The following is a 15,368-nucleotide window of genomic DNA, read 5'->3' on the forward strand; positions in this document are numbered from 1 at the left end:
TTGTGGTTTGGTACAATAATCTCAAGCGTAAAGGGAAAGAATTGGAAGCTAACGATCCAATTCTTTCCTTAGGTTATATAAAATTGAGAAGATTAACTTTTTGTTTTCCGCTCCGTCTTTGATGCGCGTTGACGAGTGTTAGCCTGATCACTTTGGACGGATTTCTTTCCATTGTTTGAGGGTGTTGTATCGTAGCGGCTTTTAGATGAAGTTGTTTTGCCATTATTATAAGTGTTCATTATTTTCTCCTTTTAAACTATCTGGCATAGAGCCAGTATAGTAAAAACGGTCATGTCAAACAGTGGTTCCAAGTGTTTTCGAAAAAGTTAACTTATGTTTTGTTTAGAATAAGATGAATTTGCATGGTTTTTTTAGCAGAAGTATTTTTCTCACTTTTTAAGAGGATAGCATTTTAAAGATATGGGATATTTGATATTAAGTGCTGTTTATATAAGGTTGCTAAACACTTAATTTTACACAATAATGAGGGTTTTACGATTTTTGTGTAGTTCATAACGACAAGCAGTATTTTATGAATACCTGCCTATTTTGCAGCATTAAAAAGATATCACATAGTTTAGAAGAACAGAAAATGCAAATGTACAGCATAGCGATGAAGAATCTGAATAGTAAAAATCATTAGGCTTTTAGTGCAAATTTTGTATGGATTTGAAAAGGTTACGTTGGCAGCAAGAAAGATAATTGTGTTCTTGCTTAAGTTGTTGAGAATTTTGTAGGAATTCAAGAGGAGAGGTGAATGCGCTTAGGTGGGCGTTTGCAGGCGGCAATAGATATTCTAAAAGAGATAGAAACCCGGCATTGCCCTGCAGGTCAAGCTATAAGAGCTTGGGGGCTTTCTCATCGCTTTGCTGGAGCAAGCGACCGCGCAGCAATTAGTACAATCGTTTATGATGTCTTAAGACGGCGTTATTCTTTACAATGGCGTATGGAGAGCGATGATATGAGGGATGTCGTTTTCGGCACCTTATTAGATACTGGAAAAATGACGATTGAACAAATTGATGGTGAATTAGAAGGAGATCGATTTGCGCCCCAGTTATTAGGGTCTAAGCAGCGTCAATCATGGCAAAGGCGGCAATTAGTTGATGCACCAGACTATATTCGGGGTGATATTCCCCAATGGTGTCAAGCGCATTTGCATCCTTTATTTGCTGATAATTGGGAAATTGAAGCTGCTGCATTAGCAACCCGCCCTTCTTTAGATTTACGCGTGAATAGCTTGAAGGCAACGCCAGAAAAGGTACTTAAGGAATTAGCAAAAACCAAAATTCAGTCTTTGTCATGGTTTCCGCAAGCCTTAAGGATTGCACCGATTGAAAAATTTGGCCGTCATCCTAATATTCAGATGGAACTTGCTTTTCAAAAGGGGCACTTTGAAATACAGGACTTGGGGTCTCAGATTGTTGCTCACCTTGTAGAAGCAAAAGAAAGTATGCAGGTATTGGATTACTGTGCTGGTGCTGGTGGAAAAACGTTAGCCTTAGCTGCCAGTATGAAGAATCAAGGGCAAATTTATGCCTATGATTCAAATAAAGTTCGCTTGGCTTCTATTTTTGATCGTCTTCAACGCGCTAGTGTTCGTAACGTACAGGTGCGGGCGCACAGAGAAGAATTGAAGTCCTTAGTCAGTCAGATGGATAGAGTTTTGCTAGATGCACCATGTAGTGGTACAGGCACATGGCGGCGGCGTCCAGATACGAAATGGCGTTTAACGTTAGAACAGGTAAGACAGCGCCAAGTGGAACAGAGAGTTATTTTGAATGAGGCTATGGACTATCTTAAACCAAATGGGCGCTTAGTTTATATTACGTGCTCTCTTTTTTTTGGTGAAAATGAGGAACAAATTTCTCTTTTTCTTAAACAGCATTCCAATTTTTATCCAATAAATATGCGCACACTTTGGCAGAAATATTTTAGTTTTTCACCTGTGCAACCGATCTTTTCACATTATGGACTTACTTTATCGCCGGCAACAACAAAAACAGACGGTTTCTTTTTATCTGTGTTGCAAAAAAAACATTGAGACATCTTTTCACATTTTTTAGCTTAATTTTTACGGAAATAATCTTTTTCTCAGGCGAATAGGCTTGTAAAAAAGAAAAATTAAATAATAAATTTCACTGGTTCTCTTTTACAATTATTGATTGGTTTTCTATGAGCATATCACATCCAGACACTGTTCTTATCATTGATTTTGGTTCACAAGTTACACAACTTATCGCACGGCGGGTGCGAGCAATGGGTGTTTATTGTGAAATTGTTCCTTTTCAATTAGCTTTAGAAGGTGTCAAGCGGCTAAGACCTCAAGCTGTTATTTTATCAGGCAGTCCTTATTCAGTGATTGATGACGGTTCACCGCGTGCGCCGATGGAAATTTTTGAAATTGGTGTTCCAGTTCTTGGTATTTGTTATGGTGAACAAGTCATGTGTGTTCAGCTTGGTGGAAAAGTTGAATCAGGACATCGGCGTGAATTTGGACGGGCTTTTTTGGAGGTGCAAGAAAAGAGTGCACTTTTTGATGGTGTATGGGAAAAAGGTTCCTGTTATCAAGTATGGATGAGTCACGGTGATCATGTGGCAGCTTTACCAGAAGGCTTTCGTGTAATAGGAACATCAAAAGGCGCTCCCTATGCTGCCATTGCTGATGAAAAAAGGTGCCTTTATGCAGTGCAGTTTCATCCTGAAGTTGTTCATACACCCGATGGTACAAAACTTTTGCAAAATTTTGTTCATAAAATTTCTGGTCTTAAAGACAATTGGTCAATGGCTTCTTATCGTGATCAGGCAATTGCTACGATACGGAAGAAAGTTGGAAAAAGTCGTGTCATCTGTGGTCTTTCAGGTGGTGTGGATTCATCAGTTGTGGCTGTACTTCTCCATGAAGCAATAGGAGATCAACTGACATGTATTTTGGTAGACCATGGGTTAATGCGCAAAAATGAGGCTGAAGAAGTTCTTAAATTATTCCGAGATCATTATAACATCGAGCTTATTCACGTTAATGCTGCTAATATTTTTCTCAATGCTTTAGAAGGTGAGACAGATCCAGAGAAAAAGCGCAAAATGATTGGCCGCCTTTTTATTGAAGTTTTTGAAGAAGAAACCAAAAAAATAGAAGGTGTAGAATTTTTAGCACAGGGCACGCTTTATCCAGATGTCATTGAAAGTGTATCAGCTATTGGTGAATCGGTAACAATTAAAAGCCATCATAATGTAGGGGGATTGCCGGAGCGGATGAACATGAAACTTGTGGAGCCGTTGCGTGAGCTCTTTAAGGATGAAGTTCGTTCTTTGGGGCGAGAGTTAGGATTGCCGGAGCAGTTTCTTGGCCGTCATCCTTTTCCAGGGCCCGGTCTTGCAATTCGTTGTCCAGGTGCAGTGACACGTGAAAAATTAGAAATTATACGTGAAGCAGACGCCATTTACCTTGATGAAATCTGTAAAGCTGGTCTTTATGATGAAATTTGGCAGGCGTTTGTTGTTCTTCTTCCTGTGCAGACTGTCGGTGTTATGGGTGATGGACGCACTTATGAATTTGTTTGTGCTCTTCGCGCGGTAACATCTGTAGATGGAATGACCGCTGATTTTTATCCCTATGATATGGAATTTTTAAGCAAAACAGCAGCACGTATTATTAACGAAGTGAGGGGAATTAATCGGGTTGTTTATGATATAACGTCGAAGCCTCCTGGTACTATTGAATGGGAATGATTGAAATTAAGCAAAGCATTTTAACAATAAAGTGCTGTTTAGAATTTGATATTTGGTAGAGTGGACAAAAGGAACCAACTTCTAAAGAAGTTATTGTGTAGGGATGATTCTTAAAAGCTACGATTTCATTGTATATGAATCAAGCTTGTTTAAAATTAAAAAGTGTGAAATTTCGTATGTCTGAGAAAAAAATTGTTGCACATCGTGGTGGAGCTCATCTTTATCCTGAAAATACACTTTCGGCATTTCGTCATGCAATTGCGTTGGGAGTTGATGAAATTGAATGCGATGTTCATCTGCTTAAAAGTGGTGAAGTGGTTGTATTTCACGATTTTCATCTCGAGCAACTAGTGGGAAAAAAAGGATATATTCACGATATTGATAATGAAACACGTAAACGACTCTTTGTGAAAGGAAGTACTGAAGCTCCTCCTTTATTAGAAGAGGTGCTTGATCTTTTGGGAGCAACCAATATTGCGATGCATCTTGAAATCAAAACATGTGGGGAAGTTGAGCGTGAAACGATTTTATCTCAAAAAGCGCTGGCGTTGATAAAAAACCGAAATTTAGCAGAGCGGGTTTCTGCAATCAGTTTTGATCCTACGAACCTTCGTCCTTTCATTGAAGCAGGGATAACATCTGGTCCATGTATTGATAGTTTTGAAGGTGATATGCACCGTCATTTTTCTGAGTGGAAACAATTGGGTTATTCTGATCTAAGTTTAGATGGCTCTATTGTATCACAAGACTTGATTGAATCTGCGCTTGAACATGGCTTTACTGTGGGGGTATGGACAATCAATGGGAGAGCTCGCCTATCGCATTGGATTGATATGCCTGTACATTATATCACAACAGATCAACCTGACCTTGCTTTACAGTTACGTGCACAGAGATAAAAAGCACACGTCTATAATATAAAAGGCACGATATATCCTAACAAAAACGAAGTTGTTAGGAGAAAGTGAGAGGTATTTATTGATGATGCTTGTAAGGTGAAAATTTGCACTATTTACTTATTGCTTTTACGTTTTCCAGTGGTTTTATTAAAAGTATGAAAATTTTGATGAGGGACAGTAAAGCTTAGTTTTTTACCATAATCGTTTGTAAGGCGCTCTTTTATTTCAATGGTAAAAATAGTCTCATTCCAACGTGTTAAAACATGGCATCCTGTTCCAATAGGTTTGATAAGCTCAATTTGTGTGTGAAAGACAGGTCCTTTGTCTGGATATTCGCCCAATAAGATTACCTCTGGCCTGAATGCCAAAAGATCAGTTTCTTTATTATAAGAAAATGAATAACCTAAATGTTGCTCTAGTATTTTGCGATCAAGAAAATTCATAGGGGGAGACCCTATAAAATCAGCAACAAATGTTGTTTCTGGGGTATCGTAAATTTCGATTGGGGTCCCAATTTGCTCGATAGCTCCTTTATTTATAACGGCTATTCTATCAGCTAATGTCATGGCTTCTAGTTGATCATGGGTAACATACAGGCTGGTTGTTCCTAATGAGCGCTGTAGTGTTTTAATCTCAATACACATTTGAGCACGTAATTTTGCATCAAGATTTGAGAGAGGTTCATCAAAGAGAAAGACACGTGGTTGACGTACAATAACACGTCCCATTGCAACACGTTGGCGTTGTCCTCCTGATAATTGTCGTGGTTTACGATCGAGAAATGACTCTATCTCCAAAAGCTTTGCAGCATGCGTGATACGCCTATTTATTTCGTCCTTAGGTGTTTTACGATTTTTGAGACCATATTCTAAGTTTCCACGAACTGTCATATGGGGATAAAGAGCGTAATTTTGAAAAACCATAGCAATGTCGCGATCAGCTGGTTCACGATCATTAATACGCTCATCATCAATATAGAGTTCACCTGAAGTAACTTGCTCTAATCCTGCAATGATGCGTAATAAAGTTGACTTACCACATCCTGAAGGACCGACAAGGACAAGAAGCTCACTATCGGCAACAGTTAAGTTTAAATCGTCAATGACCAGAATGCCGTTTTCATATTGTTTTTTTATATTTGATAACTGGATTATGGCCACAGTCATTTCTCCGTTTCAATAAGACCTTTGATAAAAAGCCGCTGCATGCAGATGACAACAAGAACAGGTGGCACCATGGCGACGACCGATACTGCCATGAGTATATTCCATTTAGGATCATGTTGAAGTGATTCTACGATAAGTTGTTTGAGAATAATAAGAATAGTTTGATGATTTTGATCAGTTGTAACTATGAGAGGCCAGAGATATTGTATCCATCCATAAATGAACATAATGATAAATAAAGCCGCAATATTGCTTTTGCTAAGAGGGAGAAGAATATCTTTAAAAAATTTAAATGATCCTGCACCATCAACACGAGCAGCTTCTAAGAGTTCATCAGGAACAGTCAAAAAAAACTGGCGAAATAAAAATGTAGCAGTTGCGGATGCAATAAGTGGAATAATCATCCCGCCATAGGTGTTTATCATGCCTAATTGTGCGACCACTGCATACGTTGGAATAATACGAACTTCGATAGGCAGCATCAGTGTGATAAAAATGAGGGCAAAAGCAGTTTTGCGAAAAGGGAAGCGCATGTAGACAATTGCATAAGCAGACAAGAGTGAAATAATAATTTTTCCAATACTAATGCCAAGTGCCATAATGAGCGAATTCATTAAGAGTGGCCAGAGATTGGGCAGACCAAGCTGCACAAGATCATCGCCAAAGATTGTTTTATAGTTTTCCAATGCATACTTTCCCGGTAAAAGGGGAAGTGTTCCTGAGTTAAATGCTGCTGAACTATGGGTTGATGCAATGATAGCAACATAAACTGGAAAACAGATAATAAAAATGCCAATAATAAGGGTGATATGGGTTAGAAATTTCAAAATAGGGCGATTTTCAACCATTATTTTCTTCCTAATATTGTACGTGGCGTTCAATCCAGCGGAACTGAATAAACGTTAAGACAATAACCATCAACATTAATATTGTTGATTGTGCTGCTGATGCGCCGATTATTTGGTTTTTAAAACCATCGTCATACACTTTATAGACAAGAGTATTTGTTGCACCCGCAGGACCTCCAGAGGTTATGTTATCAATAATGCCAAATGTATCAAACATAACATATTGGATATTGACGATAAGAAGAAAGAAGGTAGTCGGTGAAATTTGCGGAAAAACTACGGTCCAAAATCGTTTAAAAGGGCCAGCACCATCAATCGCGGCTGCCTCTATTTGGGAACGTGGAACAGATTGGAGACCAGCAAGAAAAAAGAGAAAATTATAGGAAATTTGTTTCCAGCTGGCTGCAATTACAATAAGGATCATTGCTTGAATGCCATTAATACGATAATTCCATGTGATACCTATTTTTTGAAAAACAAAAGGGACGATTCCGATGGTTGGGTGAAAGATAAATAACCATAATATGCCTGCCAATACTGGAGCAACAGCATAGGGCCAGAGCAAAAGCGTTGTGTAGGCCTTTTTTGCGCGGATGACACGATCAACACAGACAGCCAAAAGAAGTGATATCGTCATTGAAACGACAGTTACCGAAATGGAAAATACTGCGGTTATGAGAAGTGATTTTAGATAAGCAGGATCAGAGAGAATTGTCAGATAATTTTCAAGACCAATAAAGGTTGTGATAAAGCCAAAGGGATCTTCACGCTCGAAAGATGATTTTATTGACTGGACAGCAGGCCAGAAGAAAAACAAAAAAGTCACAATGAGCTGAGGAAAAAGCAGCCAGTAAGGAAGCAGATTATTTTTGAAATATGCATGTTTTTCTTGCATTCGTAGAGCTCTCTTTAAACAGCGAGACTTTAGAAAGGTGAACAAAAAAGAATTGAAAAAACTCAACTGTTTGGTTGAGTTTTTGATCTTTAACGATAATAATGAAACCCTTAATGATTAGCTTTCTCAAATTCACGTAGAAGCTTATTTCCACGTTTAACAGTTGCATCTAATCCATCTTTTGGTGTTTTTGAGCCACTAAGAACAGCTTCTAGTTCTTGATCAAGCATGGAACGAATTTGCGGTAAATTACCAAATCTTATGCCCTTTGAGTTAACAGTTGGGGGGTTGAGAGTGATCTGTTTAATAGCAATATCTGCACCAACATTTTTATCGTAGTAATGCTGTTCTTTGCTCAGTTCGTAAGCAGCCTTTGTGGTTGGAAGGTAACCTGTTGTCTGATGCCACTTAGCTTGATTATCGGCTTTCGAGATAAATTTAAGAAAAGCGGCTGCACCTGCATATTCTTCTGGGGTATGACCTTTCAAAGCCCAAATAGAGGCGCCACCAATAATTGAATTTTGTGGAGCACCTTCTACGTCATCATAGTAGGGCAACATACCAAATCCAACATTAAATTGTGCTTCAGAAAGGATTCCCGCACGCGATCCTGAAGATTGCAAAAAGATTGCACAATTTTGTGTCATAAACATTGGTGTTGCATCTAATGCTCCGGCAGGGCCAGCATAGCGGAAAATACCTTGATCAGACCACCTTTTAAGATCGGTCCACATACGCACTTGTAAAGGCCCATTAAAGGTAAGCTCTGCATCAAGACCGCTAAAGCCATTTTCTTTCGTTCCAAAAGGAATATTGTGCAATGCTGAAAAATTTTCTATACCAATCCATTGAGATGCGTAAGCCATTGTAAAACCACAGCTTGCTGTTTTAGTTTCGAGAATTTTTTTGGAGAAATTTTCGATATCTTGCCATGTTTTCGGTGGCTGTTCTGGCTCAAGTCCTGCTTTCTTAAAGATATCTTTATTATAATAAAGGATTGGTGTTGAAATGTTGAAAGGCATAGACAGCATTCGTCCTTGAACATCGGAGTAATAACTACTAATAGCAGGAAAATAATCTGTAGGATCGAATTCTTGTTTTGTATCTGCCATAAGTTGATAAATGGGATAAACAGCACCTTTTGCAGCCATCATAGTTCCAGTGCCAACTTCATAGATTTGAACGAGAACTGGTTGTTGCTTTCCGCGAAATGCCGAAATAAGTGAGATCATGCCTTCTTCATATTCACCACGAAATGAAGGAACAACTTTATACTCAGATTGACTGGCATTAAAGTCGTTAATAAGTCTTTCAGTTTGTTTTCCTAGTTCGCCACTCATAGAATGCCAAAAGCTAATTTTTGTTTGCGCAAAACTCGCTGTTGTCATGCTAATAGCAACCGTAAATGCTGCTATAGAAAGATAAAAACGACTCATGGTTCATCCTTTCTGAAATGATAGTATTACACATGAATATCCCATGACGGTTTTATTCCAGAAATATGTTGGTTCATTTAAACAGGAACCACCAAAAGGTCAAACGAATTTGTTTAGACTTATCAGTTTTTCCTTTTTGATAGCTATCATGTATTGACGAGATTATTGTAATAATAAAAAAGAAAATAGTTAAAACGAGAAGAGCTAGAAGAGCAACACAAGGGTGCAAACACTAAGTATCATTTAACTGGAAAGTTGTTATTTCGAGTTTACAGTTTTTAAGAGGATGCTGTTTAGTTGTTGTATATTTATCTTGTAACTTTTAAAGATAGTTTTAAGATAGATAGTTTGTTTCACATTTCTATAATGATGTGCCTTAGTGCTTTGTTATTGCATCGATGATAGTATTAACATTATGTTCCATCATATCGAGATAAGTTGCAGCGGGGCCATTTTTGTTCGATAATGCATCAGAGTACAGTGTTCCACCAATTTTTAAACCTGTTTCTTTTGAAATTTGTTTTATGAGGCGGGGATTCGAGATATTTTCAACGAACAGTGCAGCTGCTTTATTGGTTTTAATTTGGTTGATAAGTTTGGCCACATCGGCTGCAGTGGCTTCAGCTTCTGGTGAAGCACTTTGGGGTGCAAGAATAGTGAAACCATATTCTTGGGCAAAATAACCAAAGGCGTTATGAGACGTGATAATAATACGTCTATTTTTTGGGATGGTAGCAATCTTTGTTTTAAGTATTTCTTGTGTTTCTTTAAGCTTTTGAATGTAGGCGTTGGCATTTTTTCTGTAATTTGCACAGGATTGTTGATCGATTTTACAAAAAGCAGTAGCGATATTTTTGACATAAATTTCAACATTAGGGATAGTTTGCCAAGCATGTGGATCAATACTGCTGTGGTGATGATGTTGTTCGACTCCATGTCCTTGATTTTTAATTTCGAGAGGAAGGATATTGGCACTAACTTCGACAAGAAGTGCTTTTGTGCCGCTTGCCGTGATAAGTCGGTCAATGAAACCTTCTAAGTGAAGGCCGTTGATGAAAATAATATGGGCATTTTTAAGAGCTTGGGCGTCACGGGGGATAGGTTCATAAATGTGGGTGTTAGCATTAAGGCCGACAAGAGTGGTTATCGAAATATGATCGCCTCCTACATTTTTTACCAAATCTGCAAGAATAGAAAAGCTGGCGACAACCCTGATTTTATTATGCGCAAAAGCAGAAAATGGAGAAAGAGCAGGACCCAAGAGAGCTCCAAGCAAAATAACTTGTTGAATAATTTTAGACACATTATTTCCTTAAGGTGAAGGGGACGTATAAAAGAGGCAAGGAAACCGCGCCGCAATAAAACCGCGCGGACTTATAAGGCAGGAAAGAAGATAAATAAACCCTGCAGCAATAATGATAGCAGGGCCGGAGGGAAGTGACAGATGAAAAGAAAGCAGTAATCCACATATGCTAGCAATGATCCCCAAAAGAGTGGAGAGTATGCAGATAGAGCCCAGACGCGAAAGCCAAAAACGGGCTGTAATGGCTGGAATCATCATAATGCCAACGGAGAGTAATGTTCCTAGTGATTGGAAACCGCCAACCAGATTCAATACTACAAGTCCAAGCAATGATATATGAACATATTTACTCAATGAAGAGAGTGATTTAAAAAAGAGAGGGTCAAAGCTTTCTACTACGAGAGCACGCCAGAAAATGCAGAGACTGCCCACTGTGGTCAGCATTATAATGGTGATCAACCAAAGGGCTTGTGTATCAAGTGCAAGCACAGAGCCAAATAAGAGATGAAGCAAACCAATTGTTGAGTCTTTAAGTGAAACAAGAATAACACCTGCCGCGAGTGCTATGAGATAAAAGACTGTCATTGATGCGTCTTCTTTTTGGAGGCTACTTCGTGAAATCAAGGCGGTTGCTAAAGCAACAATGATGCCAGCTAAAATGCCTCCAAGTGTCATAGATATGAGGGAGAAGCCACAAAAAAGAAAAGCAGCTGCAACACCAGGAAGGATGGCATGGGATATAGCATCTCCTGTTAGACTCATTCCACGTAGCATCAAAAATACGCCAATGGGACAGGCGCTGACGGATAGAAGAATAGAACCGATAAGAGCATTTTGCATAAATTGGAAATCAACGAAGGGTGCAAGAAAAAATGTGTACACGTATTATAACCAAATAGAGCGAGAATCATTGATAGAAAAATATTGGTTTAGCGCACTCGTACGGAAAGAGTTTGTTGTGAGAGGTCGAGTAACGGGGTGAATAGTTTCATTGAAAAATTGTGTTGTTTTTCCATAAAAAGCGTTTTGTTTATCAATTTGAATTATTTGGGGAAAATGTTTTTGCACGATGAGGGGATCATGGAGTGCTGTAAGAATTGTTCGTCCTTGCTGTTGCCAATGTGTGATTAACGCAAGAAGGTCTTTTTGAGTATTACGATCTACGCCATTGAATGGTTCATCGAGTAAGATAATATCGGCATCTTGTACAATGATACGTGCAAAAAGGGCACGTTGTAATTGGCCACTTGAGAGCGTGTCAAGTGAACGAGTGGCAAGTGCCGTGAGCCCAACCATTTCAAGTGCATTTTGAATTTTAGAGTAATAAGGGCGCTGGTTTTTCCACAATCCACAAAAGGACCACAATCCCGTTTTTATAAGTGCTCTCACATCAATTGGAAATGTTCGGTCAATATCACATTGTTGAGCGAGATAAGCAATCCGACTTTTCTTCGGTTTTGTAATTTTACCTCTGATAGGCTTGATCAATCCAGCGATAGCTTTCAGCAGTGTAGATTTTCCAGCACCATTATCACCCGTTATTGCAACCAATGAACCAGTTTTTAATTTTGCTGAAAAGTTTTTTATTGCTACCCTGTTTACATAGCCTAATGTTGCATTATCAAAATGCAGACTCATAATTCCTACCATCTTTATTATTTATCTTGAAAAGTTATGTAATAATATAACATTTGTCAACAAAAATATTATTACAGTTTTTAGGGAGCTGAGTATCTCAGTGGGAAGATCGTGGAAAATTCGAAATAATGATTGAATTTTCCTTGACGAAAGAGAGAGTGTGTATACTATATATAGTATTAAAATGATTGGTGATTCTAAATAAGCACAAGTGAGGGTACAGTGTGTTTCGTTTGGTGTCTAAGTTATTTCCATAATGTGATAGAAAAAAGTTTATTGGCCAAGAGGAGAGCAGTGTTTCTGCTGAGGTGTCTCTTTGGGGGAATTTCCTTTCGTTTTTGTGAATTGCTTTTTATAAACTAAGATGTTGAGGAGTGGTTGCTGGAAGCGTTTTAGGGGTCATTAGTTTTCTAGAAACCAGGAGGGCATTGTAATGCAAGCAGCAGATTGTTTTATAACTGGGGGGTGTACTGTTTAGGTTGTAGAATAATCGTTGTATCCTTGTTATAATTTTAAAATTATTTGATGAGGATTCCTGTTACATTCAAAAAGCTATATGTTATCTGAACGAGGGTATAGCTATACGTGTTTGCGTACGATTGCTGTCTTATTCTTGAGTGTCTTGGAAGTTGTCAGAATTAACTCTTTTAGGGTTGATTTTTTTTCGAATTGTGAAAGTTAAAGAAAATGCCAGTCACTATTTATAGCAAACCATCTTGCGTCCAATGTGATGCTACGCGCCGTGCTTTTGATGCTAAAGGCATTAATTATCGTGTTGTTGACATTTCCCGTGATGAGCAAGCATACAGTTTTGTTCAATCTCTAGGATACCGTCAGGTTCCTGTAGTCGTTTGTGGTAAAAGTCATTGGTCTGGTTTTAGACCAGATATGATTAGTGGTCTTTGTGTTTAATGGGACTTATTGTTTATTATTCGAGTGCTACGGGTAATACGGAATATTTTGTTTCTCAGCTTGGTCAACGACTCTTCAAAATTGATAAAAAAAAGCCGTCTGTGTTAGTTGATGAGCCTTATGTATTGGTTGTCCCTACATATGCAGATGGTGAAGGAAGGATGGCTGTGCCGAAAGTGGTTATTCGTTTTCTCAATGAATGTGAGAACCGCAAATTAATTCGTGGTGTCATTGGTGGTGGGAATCGTAATTTTGGTTGCTATTATAATTTAGCGAGCAAGATCATTGCTGAAAAATGTTTTGTACCTTGCCTTTATCGTTTTGAGTTACGTGGCACTAACGAAGACGTTATTTGTGTAAAGAAGGGATTGGAAAGATTTTGGAAACAGTTGGTATAGAACAGTCGCAAAAATCGGAGCATATTACGGATTATCATGCGCTGAATGCGATGCTTAATCTTTATGATGAAGATGGTCGTATCCAATTTGATATGGATCGGCTTGCTGCACGACAATATTTTCTCCAGCATGTTAATCAAAACACAGTTTTTTTTCATAATCTTAAGGAAAAAATAGACTACTTGATAGAAGAAGGTTATTATGAGAAAACTTTGTTTGAGCTTTATGATTTTTCTTTTATCAAGAAGCTTTTTAAGCGCGCTTATGCATTTAAGTTTCGCTTTCCTACTTTTTTGGGCGCATTTAAGTATTATACTAGCTATACATTGAAGACTTTTGATGGGAAGCGCTATCTTGAGCGTTATGAAGATCGTATCTGCCTGGTAGCTTTATATTTAGCACAAGGGAATAAGAGTCTTGCTGAGAGCTTTGTGGATGAAATTATTACAGGACGATTTCAACCTGCAACACCGACATTTTTGAATGCAGGAAAAAAACAACGCGGCGAATTGGTATCCTGTTTTTTGTTGCGGATTGAAGACAATATGGAGTCAATAGGTCGTTCAGTTAATTCAGCTTTACAACTTTCGAAACGCGGTGGGGGTGTAGCGCTTTGTTTGACGAATTTACGAGAAGCAGGAGCACCGATCAAGAAAATAGAAAACCAATCTTCAGGTGTTTTACCTGTGATGAAACTTCTAGAAGATTCTTTCTCTTATGCCAATCAACTTGGTGCACGGCAAGGCGCTGGTGCTGTTTATTTGCATGCGCATCATTTAGATATTATGAAATTTTTGGATACAAAGCGCGAGAATGCTGATGAAAAGGTCAGAATTAAAACTCTTTCGCTTGGTGTGGTTATCCCTGATATTACTTTTGAGCTTGCACAGAATAATGAGGATATGTATCTATTCTCACCTTATGATATTGAGCGTGTTACAGGCAAACCCTTTAGCGATATTTCTTTGACGGAACATTATCGATCCTTTGTTGATAATGCAAAGATTCGTAAAAAGAAAATAAATGCACGTGTCTTTTTCCAGACATTAGCAGAAATTCAATTTGAATCAGGTTATCCCTATATTTTATTTGAAGATACTGCCAACCGAGCTAATCCGATAGCTGGACGTATAAGTATGAGTAATTTATGTTCAGAAATTTTGCAGGTGAGTGAGGCGAGTGAATTAGAAACGGATTTAACTTATCGTACTATTGGAAGTGATATATCTTGTAATCTTGGTTCAATGAATATTGCAAAAGCAATGGAAAGTACTAATTTTGGGCGGACAGTGGAAATTGCTGTTCGTGCTCTTACTGCTGTTTCTGATATGAGCAATATTGCTTGTGTGCCTTCCATTGCGAAAGGCAATGCCGAAAGTCATGCGATTGGTTTGGGACAAATGAATTTGCATGGTTTTTTAGCACGTGAACAGATCTATTATGGATCTCTAGAAGCGATTGATTTCACCAATATCTATTTTTATACCGTGGCTTACCACGCAATACGTGCTTCCAATTTGATTGCACGCGAACGTCAAAAAGTGTTCGCAGGGTTTGAAAAGTCAGCTTATGCAGATGGCAGTTTTTTTACTAAATATATTGAGAAGGAATGGAAACCGCAATGTGTACTTGTGCAAGAGCTTTTTGCACGTAATAATATCGTGATACCGGATCAAAAGGATTGGCAGGAACTCAAGAAATTAGTTATTGAGTATGGGCTTTATAATCGCAATCTTCAGGCAGTACCACCCACGGGGTCTATTTCCTATATTAATTATGCGACATCTTCTATTCATCCGATTGCTTCAAAGATTGAGATTCGTAAAGAAGGAAAAATTGGACGCGTTTATTACCCTGCTCCTTACATGGATAATACAAATTTGAATTTTTACCAGGACGCTTATGAGATTGGTCCTGAAAAAATTATTGATACCTATGCTGTCGCCACACAACATGTTGACCAAGGTCTTTCACTAACGTTGTTTTTTCCTGATACTGCTACCACGCGTGATATTAACCGCGCGCAAATTTATGCCTGGAAAAAGGGCATAAAGAGTATTTATTATGTACGTTTACGGCAAGTAGCGTTGAGTGGAACAGAAGTAGATGGTTGTGTTTCGTGTAGTCTATAGGAGATAATC

General features: G+C 38.4%; 14 protein-coding genes. 6 read left to right on the forward strand and 8 right to left on the reverse strand.

Annotation, left to right across the window (positions count from 1 at the left end; translation table 11 throughout):
* Positions 1–92: 92 nt before the first annotated feature.
* Positions 93–239: a hypothetical protein gene (locus MF1_RS06620; protein WP_167535269.1), complete on the reverse strand. Its 147-nt coding sequence runs from the start codon at positions 237–239 to the stop codon at positions 93–95.
* Positions 240–757: 518 nt separating this feature from the next.
* Here MF1_RS06620 and MF1_RS00835 point away from each other — a divergent pair.
* The 3 genes from MF1_RS00835 (at position 758) to MF1_RS00845 (ending at position 4,631) form a co-directional block, all read left to right on the forward strand.
* Positions 758–2,044, forward strand: coding sequence for an RsmB/NOP family class I SAM-dependent RNA methyltransferase (locus tag MF1_RS00835; RefSeq protein ID WP_161510251.1), 1,287 nt, complete (start codon positions 758–760; stop codon positions 2,042–2,044).
* A gap of 131 nt (positions 2,045–2,175) precedes the next feature.
* Entirely contained in the window at positions 2,176–3,732 is a 1,557-nt protein-coding gene (gene guaA / locus MF1_RS00840; protein WP_161510252.1) for a glutamine-hydrolyzing GMP synthase, read from the forward strand.
* A 176-nt stretch (positions 3,733–3,908) separates the two neighbouring features.
* Positions 3,909–4,631, forward strand: a complete 723-nt coding sequence (locus tag MF1_RS00845) for a glycerophosphodiester phosphodiesterase (protein WP_042995544.1) — start codon at positions 3,909–3,911, stop codon at positions 4,629–4,631.
* Between the two features lie 113 nt (positions 4,632–4,744).
* Here the strand turns inward: MF1_RS00845 and MF1_RS00850 are convergent, their stop codons facing one another.
* From MF1_RS00850 to MF1_RS00880, 7 genes are all read right to left on the reverse strand, one after another.
* Complete coding sequence (locus tag MF1_RS00850; protein WP_011178991.1) at positions 4,745–5,791, reverse strand: sn-glycerol-3-phosphate import ATP-binding protein UgpC; 1,047 nt, start codon at positions 5,789–5,791, stop codon at positions 4,745–4,747.
* A gap of 2 nt (positions 5,792–5,793) precedes the next feature.
* The gene (gene ugpE, locus MF1_RS00855) at positions 5,794–6,645 is read right to left on the reverse strand and encodes a sn-glycerol-3-phosphate ABC transporter permease UgpE (protein WP_011178992.1); all 852 of its coding nucleotides are present in this window, start codon (positions 6,643–6,645) and stop codon (positions 5,794–5,796) included.
* 10 nt (positions 6,646–6,655) lie between these two features.
* Positions 6,656–7,540: a sn-glycerol-3-phosphate ABC transporter permease UgpA gene (gene ugpA, locus MF1_RS00860; RefSeq protein ID WP_161510253.1), complete on the reverse strand. Its 885-nt coding sequence runs from the start codon at positions 7,538–7,540 to the stop codon at positions 6,656–6,658.
* Between the two features lie 110 nt (positions 7,541–7,650).
* A complete protein-coding gene (gene ugpB / locus MF1_RS00865) occupies positions 7,651–8,976 on the reverse strand; it encodes a sn-glycerol-3-phosphate ABC transporter substrate-binding protein UgpB (protein ID WP_161510254.1) in 1,326 nt (441 codons plus the stop codon).
* Between the two features lie 376 nt (positions 8,977–9,352).
* Positions 9,353–10,279, reverse strand: coding sequence for a metal ABC transporter solute-binding protein, Zn/Mn family (locus tag MF1_RS00870; protein ID WP_161510255.1), 927 nt, complete (start codon positions 10,277–10,279; stop codon positions 9,353–9,355).
* Between the two features lie 9 nt (positions 10,280–10,288).
* Positions 10,289–11,161 (reverse strand): metal ABC transporter permease, encoded by an 873-nt coding sequence (locus MF1_RS00875; RefSeq protein ID WP_042995282.1) that lies wholly within the window; start codon positions 11,159–11,161, stop codon positions 10,289–10,291.
* A 3-nt stretch (positions 11,162–11,164) separates the two neighbouring features.
* Positions 11,165–11,917 carry an ABC transporter ATP-binding protein gene (locus MF1_RS00880; RefSeq protein ID WP_042995283.1) on the reverse strand — a complete coding sequence of 251 codons (753 nt, stop codon included), beginning with the start codon at positions 11,915–11,917 and terminating at the stop codon, positions 11,165–11,167.
* A 687-nt stretch (positions 11,918–12,604) separates the two neighbouring features.
* Between MF1_RS00880 and MF1_RS00885 the strand changes: the two genes are divergently transcribed.
* From MF1_RS00885 to nrdE, 3 genes are read left to right on the forward strand one after another with little or no spacing between them, the layout of a single operon-like run.
* The gene (locus tag MF1_RS00885; protein WP_011178998.1) at positions 12,605–12,829 is read left to right on the forward strand and encodes a glutaredoxin family protein; all 225 of its coding nucleotides are present in this window, start codon (positions 12,605–12,607) and stop codon (positions 12,827–12,829) included.
* On the forward strand, positions 12,829–13,227 hold the full coding sequence (nrdI, locus tag MF1_RS00890) for a class Ib ribonucleoside-diphosphate reductase assembly flavoprotein NrdI (RefSeq protein ID WP_011178999.1): 399 nt from the start codon (positions 12,829–12,831) through the stop codon (positions 13,225–13,227). The genes MF1_RS00885 and nrdI overlap by 1 nt, the downstream gene beginning before the upstream one ends.
* Positions 13,209–15,359, forward strand: coding sequence for a class 1b ribonucleoside-diphosphate reductase subunit alpha (gene nrdE / locus MF1_RS00895; protein WP_042995285.1), 2,151 nt, complete (start codon positions 13,209–13,211; stop codon positions 15,357–15,359). The genes nrdI and nrdE overlap by 19 nt, the downstream gene beginning before the upstream one ends.
* Positions 15,360–15,368: the final 9 nt, after the last annotated feature.

The sequence above is a fragment of the Bartonella quintana genome, assembly GCF_009936175.1.
Classification (GTDB): Bacteria; Pseudomonadota; Alphaproteobacteria; order Rhizobiales; family Rhizobiaceae; genus Bartonella; species Bartonella quintana.